Source organism: Pseudomonas sp. JV245A (assembly GCF_032424515.1).
GTDB lineage: Bacteria > Pseudomonadota > Gammaproteobacteria > Pseudomonadales > Pseudomonadaceae > Aquipseudomonas > Aquipseudomonas protegens.
This window is the reverse complement of sequence record NZ_VYKE01000074.1, coordinates 16,483-27,557: the sequence shown is the minus strand read 5'-3', so window position 1 is coordinate 27,557 and position 11,075 is coordinate 16,483. Positions and strand designations below refer to the sequence as shown.

10 protein-coding genes are annotated in these 11,075 nt (G+C 62.1%); 6 read left to right on the top strand and 4 right to left on the bottom strand.

Translation table 11 applies throughout. The features are described 5' to 3' along the window. Positions 1–75 precede the first annotated feature (75 nt). From der to F6S12_RS19375, 4 genes are all read left to right on the top strand, one after another. Positions 76–1,548, top strand: coding sequence for a ribosome biogenesis GTPase Der (gene der, locus F6S12_RS19390; RefSeq protein WP_011063203.1), 1,473 nt, complete (start codon positions 76–78; stop codon positions 1,546–1,548). Between the two features lie 186 nt (positions 1,549–1,734). Beyond that, complete coding sequence (locus F6S12_RS19385; protein ID WP_315869222.1) at positions 1,735–2,883, top strand: pyridoxal phosphate-dependent aminotransferase; 1,149 nt, start codon at positions 1,735–1,737, stop codon at positions 2,881–2,883. Further along, positions 2,871–3,662 (top strand): amidohydrolase, encoded by a 792-nt coding sequence (locus F6S12_RS19380; protein ID WP_011063201.1) that lies wholly within the window; start codon positions 2,871–2,873, stop codon positions 3,660–3,662. Before F6S12_RS19385 ends, F6S12_RS19380 begins: the two co-directional genes overlap by 13 nt. 94 nt (positions 3,663–3,756) lie before the next feature. Beyond that, a complete protein-coding gene (locus F6S12_RS19375) occupies positions 3,757–4,164 on the top strand; it encodes a hypothetical protein (RefSeq protein WP_011063200.1) in 408 nt (135 codons plus the stop codon). A gap of 97 nt (positions 4,165–4,261) precedes the next feature. Here the strand turns inward: F6S12_RS19375 and leuA are convergent, their stop codons facing one another. The 4 genes from leuA to F6S12_RS19355 all read right to left on the bottom strand — a co-directional run bounded on the left by leuA (position 4,262) and on the right by F6S12_RS19355 (position 9,466). Further along, positions 4,262–5,941 carry a 2-isopropylmalate synthase gene (gene leuA, locus F6S12_RS19370; protein ID WP_011063199.1) on the bottom strand — a complete coding sequence of 560 codons (1,680 nt, stop codon included), beginning with the start codon at positions 5,939–5,941 and terminating at the stop codon, positions 4,262–4,264. Positions 5,942–6,317: 376 nt separating this feature from the next. Next, positions 6,318–7,139 (bottom strand): M23 family metallopeptidase, encoded by an 822-nt coding sequence (locus tag F6S12_RS19365; protein WP_011063198.1) that lies wholly within the window; start codon positions 7,137–7,139, stop codon positions 6,318–6,320. Between the two features lie 3 nt (positions 7,140–7,142). Further along, positions 7,143–8,522 carry an exodeoxyribonuclease VII large subunit gene (gene xseA / locus F6S12_RS19360; RefSeq protein ID WP_315869221.1) on the bottom strand — a complete coding sequence of 460 codons (1,380 nt, stop codon included), beginning with the start codon at positions 8,520–8,522 and terminating at the stop codon, positions 7,143–7,145. A 47-nt stretch (positions 8,523–8,569) separates the two neighbouring features. Then, complete coding sequence (locus F6S12_RS19355) at positions 8,570–9,466, bottom strand: LysR family transcriptional regulator (protein ID WP_019093103.1); 897 nt, start codon at positions 9,464–9,466, stop codon at positions 8,570–8,572. A 101-nt stretch (positions 9,467–9,567) separates the two neighbouring features. On the opposite strand from F6S12_RS19355, the gene F6S12_RS19350 reads away from it, so the two are divergent. Further along, entirely contained in the window at positions 9,568–10,338 is a 771-nt protein-coding gene (locus tag F6S12_RS19350; RefSeq protein WP_053153589.1) for a sulfite exporter TauE/SafE family protein, read from the top strand. A 132-nt stretch (positions 10,339–10,470) separates the two neighbouring features. Further along, entirely contained in the window at positions 10,471–11,019 is a 549-nt protein-coding gene (locus tag F6S12_RS19345; protein WP_011063194.1) for a hypothetical protein, read from the top strand. Positions 11,020–11,075: the final 56 nt, after the last annotated feature.

Genomic DNA, 11,075 nt, shown 5'->3' with positions numbered 1-11,075 from the left:
CAGTGCTGCCCCGAGCACCAGCCGCTGCCTCGCAGCGGCTTTTGTATTTTCTGAATTAACGCAGTGGAGAGCCGCATGGTTCCCGTAATCGCCCTGGTGGGCCGACCTAACGTCGGCAAGTCCACCTTGTTCAACCGCCTGACTCGGACTCGCGACGCCATTGTCGGCGACCTGTCCGGTCTGACCCGTGATCGCCAATACGGTGAGGCCAAGTGGCAAGGGCGTACCTATATTCTGATCGACACCGGCGGTATCTCCGGTGACGAGCATGGCATGGATGAAAAGATGGCCGAGCAGTCGCTGCTGGCCATCGAAGAAGCTGATGTGGTGTTGTTCCTGGTGGACGCCAAGGCCGGGTTTACCGCGGCCGACCAGATGATCGGCGAGCACCTGCGCAAACGTAACAAGACTTCCTACGTGATCGCCAACAAGGTCGACAACATCGACCCGGACATGGCCCGCGCCGAGTTCGCGCCGCTGGGCATGGGCGATGCCATCCCGATCGCCGGTGCTCATGGCCGCGGTATCACCCAGATGCTGGAAATCGCCCTGAGCGAATTCCCCAAGGATGACGCTGACGAGCCGGAAGAAGGCGAGGAAGAGATCGTTGCCGAGGGTGAGGAAGCCAAGCGCATTCCGGGCCCGAGCGAGAAAGACGGGATCAAGATCGCCATCATCGGTCGTCCCAACGTCGGCAAGTCGACCCTGGTCAACCGCATGCTCGGTGAAGACCGGGTGATCGTCTATGACCAGCCCGGCACCACCCGCGACAGTATCTACATCCCGTTCGAGCGCAACGACGAGAAGTACACCCTGATCGACACCGCCGGTGTGCGCAAGCGCGGCAAGATCCACGAGGAAGTTGAAAAGTTCTCGGTGGTCAAGACGCTGCAGGCGATCAAGGACGCCAACGTGGTGATCTTTGTCATGGACGCCCGCGAAGGTGTGGTGGACCACGATCTGAACCTGCTGGGCTTTGCCCTGGAAGCCGGTCGGGCCCTGGTGATCGCCCTGAACAAGTGGGACGGCATGCAGCCGAGCGAGCGCGACTATGTGAAGACCGAGCTGCAACGCCGGCTGTTCTTCGTCGACTTCGCCGATATCCACTTCATCTCGGCGCTGCACGGTACCGGTGTGGGCAACCTCTACCAGTCGGTGCAGAACTCCTTCAAGTCGGCGGTAACCCGCTGGCCCACCAGCCGCCTGACGCAGATCCTCGAAGATGCCGTTGGCGAGCACGCGCCGCCCATGGTCAACAATCGCCGGATCAAACTGCGCTACGCCCACTTGGGTGGTGCCAACCCGCCGCTGATCGTGATCCACGGCAACCAGGTGGAGAAGGTGCCCAAGTCTTATGTGCGCTATCTGGAAAACACCTACCGCCGAGTCTTGAAGCTGGTAGGTACGCCGATCCGCATCGAGTTCAAGGGCGGCGAGAACCCGTACGAAGGCAACAAGAACACGCTGACCGACCGCCAGGTCAACAAGAAGCGTCGCTTGATGTCGCACCACAAGAAGGCCGACAAGAAGCGCCGCGACAAGCGCTGACCGGCTTAGGAGCCGGTTTGCCGGTGAAGCTCCGGACCTGCTTCAGAGCTTCGCTGGCAAGCCAGTTCCTACGGGATCTGTGTGGATAAGAGGGCGCCCCGGGCGCCCTTTTTCATGCCTGGCGTTTGGGCTATTCTCGGGGACCTCCGCGCCGCCGTAGTGCGGACTGCTCAGCAGGGAATCCTCATGATCATCAGTAAGTTGCCGAATGTCGGCACCACCATCTTCACGCAAATGTCCCAGCTCGCGGTGGAAACCGGAGCGATCAACCTGTCCCAGGGCTTTCCTGATTTCGATAGCCCGCAAGCCCTGCGTGATGCGCTTGGCTGGCATGCCGCCAATGGCCATAACCAGTACGCACCCATGACCGGCCTACCGGCACTGCGCCAGCAGGTCGCCGCGAAAATCGCCCGCAGCTATGGCGTCCAGGTCGATGCGGACGCTGAGGTGACCATCACCCCCGGTGCGACCCAGGCAATCTTCTGTGCCATCCAGGCGGTGATCCAGCGCGGTGACGAAGTCATTGTGTTCGACCCCAGTTACGACAGCTATGAGCCGTCGGTGGAGCTGGCCGGTGGGCGTTGTGTGCATGTGCCGTTGGCCGGGCAGGGCTTTGCCCTCGATTGGCAGAAACTCGGTGAAGCCCTGAGTCCGCGCACGCGGATGATCATCCTCAATTCGCCGCACAACCCCAGTGGTGCCTTGATCAGCCGCGCCGAGCTGGACCAGTTGGCCGCCCTGATCCGTGATCGCGATATCTATCTGGTCAGTGACGAGGTCTACGAACACCTAGTGTTCGATGGCGTACCCCATGTCAGTGTGCTGGCCCATGAGGAGCTGTATCAGCGGGCCTTCGTGGTCAGCTCGTTCGGCAAGACCTACCACGTGACCGGCTGGAAGACCGGTTATGTGGTTGCACCACCGGCCCTGAGCGCCGAGCTGCGCAAGGTGCATCAATATGTCAGCTTCTGCGGGGTCACGCCTTTGCAGTACGCTCTGGCGGACTTCATGGCCGAACACCCGGAACATGTCGAAGAGTTGCCGGCCTTTTACCAGGCCAAGCGTGATCTGTTCTGCGATCTGCTGAGCGCCTCGCGTTTCAGCTTCAACCGGGTGTCGGGTACCTATTTTCAATTGGTGGACTATTCGCAGATTCGTCCAGACTTGAATGATGTCGACATGGCGACATGGATGACCCGCGAACACGGCGTGGCGGCCATTCCGGTGTCGGTGTTCTATCAGCAGCCGCCCCAGGGGCAGCGCCTGGTGCGTCTGTGTTTTGCCAAGCGCGAGGAGACGTTGCGCCAAGCAGCGGAGAAACTATGCGTGATCTGAGTGCATTACCCGATCTGAATCTGGCCCTGATCCAGACCACCCTGGCCTGGCACGACCGCCAGGCCAACTTCGAGCATTTCGAGCAGTTGCTGGAGCAGGCCCGTGGTGCAGATCTGATCATCCTGCCGGAAATGTTTACCACCGGATTCTCCATGGAATCCGCGACTCTCGCGGAAGCGGAGAATGGCCCTACCAGCAAATGGCTACGTGGCCAGGCGAAGAAGCTGAATGCGGTGATCACCGGCAGCGTGATAATCCAGGCAGCGGATGGCAGCCATCGTAATCGCTTGCTGTGGGCGCGCCCTGACGGTGAGGTCTGGCACTACGACAAGCGCCACCTGTTTCGCATGGCCGGCGAGCACAATCACTACACGCCGGGGGAACGGCAGGTACAGTTCGAGCTCAAGGGTTGGCGTATTCGCCCGCTGATCTGCTACGACCTGCGGTTCCCGGTGTGGAGCCGGGACGCCCAGGACACCGACCTGCTGCTCTACACCGCCAATTGGCCGGGTGCCCGCCGCCTGCACTGGAATCGCCTGCTGCCAGCCCGGGCCATTGAAAACCTCTGCTACGTTGCGGCGGTGAACCGGGTGGGCACCGACGGCAAGGGCTTTGCCTATACCGGAGACAGCCAGGTTCTGGACTATCAGGGCGAAACCCTGCTCAGCGCCGGAGAGGCCGATGGCGTCTTCCAGGTGTGCCTGAACGCGGGTGAACTGGCGGCTTACCGTGCGCGTTTTCCGGCGAACCTCGACGCCGATACCTTCATGTTCACTTAGGATCGCTTCGGCACTGCACACTTTTTTACAGGTTGTGAATATCAAGCTTCGAGGGTGAAGGCCGATAGCAGGATCAGTTCAGGAGGAATCAACCATGACTACCATCACTGCCACCATCGTCAATCCTTACCCTCTGTCGGCCCCCAAAACTGCTTCGACTGAAGCCGAAGGCAACAGCGCCAGCCCGCTGGCGCCGGTGGATGACAGCAAGGACGGTCAGGATAAGGAGCTGCGGGTCAACTCTGGCGATGCCAATATCGATGCGGTAAAGGCCGGTGGTGATCCGGTCAAGGCGCTGCAGAAACAGATCGAGCAGACCCAGAAAACCCTGACCGAACAGCAGGCCCAATTGGCCAATGTGCAGAAGGGCCAGGCCAGCGACGAACAGAAAGCCCAGCAGGTGATGGAAGTCCAGGCGCAGATCGCCGTGACCAACAGCACCTTGCAGGTGCTGCAGGCGGCTTTGCTGCAAGCCATGTTCAGCGTTGATGTGCATGCCTGAAACAGTCGTTGCTGACATTTAGCTGGTGTTATCTGTTCCGGCATAAAAAAGGCCCCGGGAAGTCGAGCTCCTCGGGGCCTTTCGCTTTTGGCAGCCTTTAGGCTGCCTTGGCCTGCTGCTCGCTCAAGGAGCGGTTCAGCGCACTGAACAGCGCCTTGAAGCTGGCGGTGGTGATGTTTTCGTCGATACCGACGCCGTGCACGGCACGCTCACCGTTGACCCGCAGTTCGATGTAGGCCGCCGCCTTGGCGTTGGTGCCGGCGCCGATGGCGTGCTCGTTGTAGTCCATGATCTCCACCGGAACCGGCAGCCCGGCCACCAGCGCTTCCAGGGCACCGTTGCCCTTGCCGCGCCAGCTGAGGTTGGTCTCGCCCTGGCCCTTGCTCGAGACTTCCACTTCCACGGCGCTGTGCCCGTTCTCTTCCTGCAAGCGATGGCTGACCAGCGCGTAGGGGGTGTTGGCCTGCAAGTACTCGCTGTGCAACAGCGCGTGGATCTGCTGGGCGGTCATTTCCAGGCCCAGGCGGTCGGTTTCCCGCTGCACCACCTGGCTGAACTCGATCTGCATGCGGCGTGGCAAGCTGATGCCGTATTCCTGCTCGAGCAGGTAGGCGATACCACCCTTGCCCGACTGGCTGTTGACGCGGATCACCGCCTCGTAGCTGCGACCGATATCGGCCGGGTCGATCGGCAAGTATGGCACCTCCCACAAGCCATCGGCTTTCTGCTGGGCGAAGCCCTTGCGGATCGCGTCCTGGTGCGAGCCGGAGAACGCGGTGTGGACCAGGTCGCCGACATAAGGGTGACGCGGGTGCACGGCAATCTGGTTGCACTCTTCCACGACTTTGCGCACGCCGTCGATGTCGGAGAAATCCAGTTCAGGGTTCACACCCTGGGTGTAGAGGTTCAAGGCCACAGTGACCAGGTCGACGTTACCGGTACGTTCGCCGTTGCCGAACAGGCAGCCTTCGACACGGTCGGCGCCGGCCATCAGGCCCAGCTCGGTGGCGGCCACGCCCGTACCGCGGTCGTTGTGGGTGTGCAGGCTGATGAGCACGCTGTCACGACGGTTGATGTTGCGGCAGAACCACTCGATCTGGTCGGCGTAGATGTTCGGTGTGGCGACTTCAACGGTGGCCGGCAGGTTGAGGATCACCTTGTTGCTTGGCGTGGCGTTCCAGACTTCCACCACGGCGTCGCAGACTTCCTTGGCGAACTCCAGCTCGGTGGCGCTGAAGGTCTCTGGCGAGTACTCGAACTGCCACTGGGTTTCCGGTTGCTGGGCGGCGTATTTGACGAACAGCTTGGCCGCATTCACCGCGATCTCTTTCACACCGGCCTTGTCCTGGTTGAAGACAATGCGGCGGAACGAAGGGCTGGTGGCGTTGTACAGGTGGACGATGGCCTTTTTCGCTCCACGCAAGGACTCGAAGGTGCGGGCGATCAAGTCTTCACGGGCCTGGGTCAATACCTGGATGGTGGTGTCGTCCGGAATGTGGCCGCCTTCGATCAGGGTGCGCACGAAGTCGAAGTCGGTTTGCGAAGCGGCCGGGAAAGAAGCTTCGATTTCCTTCACACCTACAGCCACCAGGGTCTTCCAGAAGCGCAGCTTCTTGACGGCATCCATCGGTTCGATCAACGACTGGTTGCCATCACGCAGGTCCGAACTGCACCAGATCGGCGCGCTGGTGATGGTTTTCGACGGCCAGGTTCGGTCCGGCAAGTTGATGGTCGGGAACGCGCGGTACTTGGAGGATGGGTCTTTGAGCATGGTCATGGAGAAATCCTTATTGTCCGGGCCGAAAAGAGGCGGCCTGCCGGTGAGTCAAGAGTGAGGTTGACGCAGGGGGATGAGGCACCGCGATTCAGCCTGGCAGTCGTGCGCTGACGAGGCAGAGGCTCCGGTGTTGACGACGCTGAATGAGGGTGTGAGAGGTTTTCATGTGCTCAACCCTAACCACTGGGGTGAGAGATGGCAAGCAGTCGAAAAAAATTGAGAGGAATACTCGAAAACAAAGCTATATCGAGATTTTATGCTGGGTATTCTTTGAAAGAATACTAACGATTGCGCAGTCGAGTAGGGCTGCGCAATCCCTGTGGGCGTCGGCTCGCCGCTGAATCAATGCCTGATGCAGGCAAGCGGCGCTGCGCGATCAGGGCTGGAAGGCCCCGATAAAGATGGCCGGATCGACCCGCGCATCATTCAGGCTGACGTTCCAGTGCATATGCGGCCCGGTGGCGCGGCCGGTCGCCCCCACCTTGCCCACCACGGCGCCACGGGCCAGGGACTGGCCGATCTTCACGTCGATTTTCGACATGTGGCAGAACATGCTGATGAAGCCCTGGCCGTGGTCGACGAACACGGTGTTGCCGTTGAAGAAGTAGTTGCCGATCAGGATCACTTTGCCCGCCGCTGGGGTCTTGATCGGTGTGCCTGCCGGCACCGCGAAGTCCAGGCCCGCGTGAGGGTTGCGCTCTTCACCGTTGAAGAAACGGCGTACGCCGAACTTGCTCGACAGGGGGCCATTCACCGGCTTGTCCAACAGCAGGTTGCTTGGGGTGTTGGGGCTGAAGCTGCGGTAGGCGCGGATCTGTTCCGCCAACTCGCCGTCGATGCGCTTGAGGTCCGCCGGGTTCGGATTGACCTGGCGCTGGTTCTTCAGGGTGATGTGCTGCTCCGGGTATTTCTTGTTGCCGACCACGAAGTTCAGGCTGCGCCCGCCGGTGCTTACTTGTTGAGTGCCGGGCTTGACCGTCAGCGGGATGCCGACAATCGCCAGCCAGTTGTTCTGCTCCTTCACCACCAGCACCGGCTTGCCCTGGTAGCTGGCCTTGGGCGCCTGGGCGGCGCTGCCCAGGTCGACCACCGCTACGCCACCGGGCACGGGTTTGTTCAGCAGGCGGGTGATGTAGCTGTCGGCGTGAGCATTGAAGGCCAGGCACAGCAACAGCAGGGAGCAGAGAAAACGCGGCATGGATCAATCCAGTAGAGAAAGGGTGACGGGCGTCAGGTGGTTGTCTTCGACGCGTACTTGCAGCTCGCCTTCGCCCAGGCGGGCACTGAGGCGCTGGCCTGGGCGGGTCTGGCCGGCACTGCGAATGGCCTGCCCGCGATCGTCCAGCAGGATGCTGTAACCGCGCCCCAGGGTGGCCAGGGGGCTGACCACATGCAGGGTCTGCATCTGGCTGTGCAATTGCAGGCGGCGGCCCTTGAGGCCTTCGCGCATGGCCCGGGGCAGGCGTTCGGCCAAGCTGTCCAGGCGCTGGCGCAGCAGTGCCAGTTGCCGCCCTGGATGCTGGGCTCCGAGGCGGGTTTCCAGGCGGATCAAGCGTTCGCGACGGGTATTCAGGCTGCGCTCGAAGGCGCGGCGCAGGCGCATGTCCAGGTCGTCCAGGCGCTGTGCCTGCTGGCGCAGGCGTTCACCGGGATGGCGCAGGCGTCGCGCCAGGCCGTCCAGGCGCAGCCGGTCGCGCACCAGCCGGTCGCGCATGCGCATCACCAGGCGTCGATGCAGGTTGTCGACCCGGCGTTGCAGGTCACTGGAATCGGGGGCCAGCAGTTCGGCTGCTGCGGAAGGCGTGGGCGCGCGAACGTCGGCCACGAAATCACTGATGGAGACGTCGGTTTCATGACCGACGGCGCTGACGATCGGTGTCACGCAGGCATCCACCGCACGGGCCACTGCCTCTTCGTTGAAGCACCAGAGGTCCTCCAGGGAGCCGCCGCCACGGGCCAGGATCAGCGCGTCGAAGCCCCGGGCGTCGGCCAGCTGCAGGGCTCGGACGATCTGCGCCGTAGCCTCGCGGCCCTGCACGGCGGTAGGGATCAGGGTCAGCACGACCTGCGGTGCGCGGCGCCGGAACACACTGATGATGTCGCGGATCACCGCGCCGGTGGGTGAACTGATGATGCCGATGCGTTGCGGATGGGCCGGCAGTGGCACTTTGCGTTCGGCGCTGAACAGCCCTTCGGCGCTCAGCTTGTCTTTCAGGGCATCGAAAGTCAGGCGCAGGGCGCCATCACCGGCCGGTTCCACGGTGTCGAGAATCAGCTGGTAGTCACCGCGCCCTTCGAACAGCGAGACCTTGCCCCGCACCTTGACCGCCAGGCCGTCCTTCAGCGCCTGGCGGACCCGCGCGGCGTTCTGCCGGAACAGTGCGCAGCGCACCTGGGCGCCGCTGTCCTTGAGGGTGAAGTACACATGGCCGGAAGCCGGGCGGGCGAGGTTGGAGATCTCGCCCTCCACCCAGATATTGCTGAACACGTCCTCGAGCAGCACCCGGGCGCGGCCGTTGAGCTGGGTGACGGTGAGGACCTCGCGGTCCAGGCCGAGTCGTGCGAAGGGATCTTTAATCATGGGGCGCAGTTTAAAGGCCTGTCTCTGAATGGAACAACGCAAATCAACTACAAGTGATTGCGAAAATGTTCGACGAATTGCGCCACCAGCGGCGTCGGCTCCTGTCGATAGGCGAGGGCCACGGTGCTCTGGCAATCGGCATCCGCCAGCGGCAGGAAGCGGATGCTGGCCGGGGCGATGTCCTGCATCGACTCCGGCAGCAGGGCGATGCCGAAGCCGGCCTGGATCAGTTGCAATTGGGTGGTCTTGCGCGACATCACCCGCGCCGCCCTGGGAAAAAAGCCCTGGCGCATGCACAGCTCGGCCGAGAGGTAACTCAAGCCGCCCCGCTGGGGGTGGGGGATGGAGATGAAGGCTTCCTCGCGAAGCTGGGCCAGGTCGACGCCCCCGGCCGGAGGGTCCAGCGCCAGTGGGTGCTGAGGTGGCACCGCCAGCAGCAAGGGTTCGGCGAACAGGGGCGTGATCTGTACACCTGCCCGTTGACGTAACACCGGCAGGCGCAACAGGCCGATATCCAGGTGCCCCTGCGCCAACTCTTCCAGTTGCGCCTCGGAAGACAGCTTGGCGATGTCCATCGAGGCTCCAGGGCAATGCTGCAAGTAGCTGCCGATGCCCTGGAGTAGCCGGCCGCTCATGGGCACGGTGCTGGAGTGGCTCAGGCGCAAGGTGCCCAATTGCCCCAGGCCTACCTGAGTGGCCAGTTCGCTGGCCTTGTGCAATTCGCTCAGCAGGTTGCGTGCCTTGGGGAAAAACGCTTCACCGGCCGCCGTCAGCCGCGGCAGGCGCGCGGTGCGCTCGAACAGTGGGGTCTGCAATTGGTTCTCCAACTCCTTGATCTGCCGGCTGAGGGCTGACTGGGCGACGAACAGGCGCTCGGCGGCGGCGCTGAAGCTGCCGCATTCGGCGATTTCCACGAAATAGCGCAGTTGGCGGGTCGAAATCACGAGGCATGCCTTTTTGCGATGAGTTGGCGACTTGGACGATATTAGTCGCAAGGCTCACTGCTGGCTAAAGTCACTGCGTATTCAACTGGGAAGTCGCAGCGATGAGCGTGGTAATCGAGGGTTTGAACCAGTGGTCTTTCGGCCCGGGCAGTTGGTTGGTGATCGGCCTGGGTATCGCGCTGGCGTACATAGTGTTCGGCATTGCCGGGTTCGGTACGGCGCTGGTGGCCGGGCCGGTGCTGATCCTGTTCATGCCGCTGTCGAAGATCGTGCCGCTGCTGGTGCTCCTGGATTTTGTCGCGGCCTTTGGCAACCTTCTGCCCTCGCGCAAGGATGTGGCCAGGCCGGAGTTGCTGCGCCTGTTGCCCTGCATGGCAGTGGGTTGCACCTTGGGGGTGATCTTCCTGCTCAACCTCAAATCCGATCTGTTGCTGCTATTGATGGGGTTGTTCATCAGTGCTTATGCCATCTACAGCCTGTGGGTGAAGGCGCGTCCGACCCAACTGGCGGCCGGCTGGGCGGTGCCGATGGGGATTGTCGGTGGGCTGTTTGGCGCCCTCTTCGGCAGTGGCGGCTTTCTATATGCCATCTACCTGAACAGCCGCCTGCCCAAGGATCCGGCGCGGGCGACCCAGAGCGCGCTGATCAGTTGCAGCACCGTGGTGCGCCTGAGCCTGTTCGCCCTGGCCGGGGTCTATGCCGAGTTGCCGCTGCTGCTATTGGCGCTATGCCTGTTGCCGGCGATGGCCTTGGGGTCGTGGATTGGCCGCCGGTTGACGATGAAACTGTCCCGGGAGGCTTTTGTACGCCTGGTGACCTGGCTGGTGCTGGCCAGTGGCGTTGCCTTGATCGGCCGTTACCTGAGCACTTGACCTGCTGGGGCCAGGGATTAAGCTGCGGGCCTTTGAATTCGTTCGCTGGCAGGCCGGCTCCTACAATTGATGACAGGAGCCGGCTTGCCGGCGAAAGCGTGAGTACCGTCCCCGCATGTTCCAGGCTTATCCATGAACTCCCAAAGCATCCTCGTCCCGAAAATTTCCACCCTGCCGGTGCACGAGCCCCGGGCCCGGGCGATCGTGCGCTGGCTGGTGCGCAAGAACATCGTCGAGGAAAGCCTCAGCACCTGCGGGCGCACGGGCAATCGCATGGGGCACGCCATTGCCGCCGGGGCACGGGAGGTGGTGCTGCGGCCAGAGGCGCTGCCCTTCGGCGAGCCGATCAATGGCCTGGAAATCATCACCAAGCGCTGCATCTATACCCCGGCCAAGGGCTTTCTCGAGGAAGCGGGCTGTGCCGAGTGCCGGCAGGAAATCGGCGAAGCGCTGTTCGAGAGCCTGGAAGACTGGATGCCAGGGCGTACCGACAACTTCACCTGCCCCGAATGCGGCCATGAAGATGACATCAACGGCTTTCTGTTTCTTCAGGAATGCGGTTTTTCCAACTTGGGCTTCATCTTCAACAACTGGGCCGAAGCGGGTTTTAAACAGAGCTTTATCGACGAGTTCGCCGACTGGCTGGATCAGCCGATAAGTTGGGTCAAGGTCGAGTTGTAGCGCGCGGATATCTCCATCTATCACTCCAGCGATATTAGCCAGAGTTTTACATTGAG

Coding starts and splice junctions, on each gene's coding strand:
- der (WP_011063203.1), top strand. CDS start 76: ATGGTTCCCGTAATCGCCCTGGTGGGCCGACCTAACGTCGGCAAGTCC.
- F6S12_RS19375 (WP_011063200.1), top strand. CDS start 3,757: ATGACTACCATCACTGCCACCATCGTCAATCCTTACCCTCTGTCGGCC.
- F6S12_RS19365 (WP_011063198.1), bottom strand. CDS start 7,139: ATGCCGCGTTTTCTCTGCTCCCTGCTGTTGCTGTGCCTGGCCTTCAAT.
- F6S12_RS19380 (WP_011063201.1), top strand. CDS start 2,871: ATGCGTGATCTGAGTGCATTACCCGATCTGAATCTGGCCCTGATCCAG.
- F6S12_RS19345 (WP_011063194.1), top strand. CDS start 10,471: ATGAACTCCCAAAGCATCCTCGTCCCGAAAATTTCCACCCTGCCGGTG.
- xseA (WP_315869221.1), bottom strand. CDS start 8,522: ATGATTAAAGATCCCTTCGCACGACTCGGCCTGGACCGCGAGGTCCTC.
- F6S12_RS19350 (WP_053153589.1), top strand. CDS start 9,568: ATGAGCGTGGTAATCGAGGGTTTGAACCAGTGGTCTTTCGGCCCGGGC.
- leuA (WP_011063199.1), bottom strand. CDS start 5,941: ATGACCATGCTCAAAGACCCATCCTCCAAGTACCGCGCGTTCCCGACC.
- F6S12_RS19385 (WP_315869222.1), top strand. CDS start 1,735: ATGATCATCAGTAAGTTGCCGAATGTCGGCACCACCATCTTCACGCAA.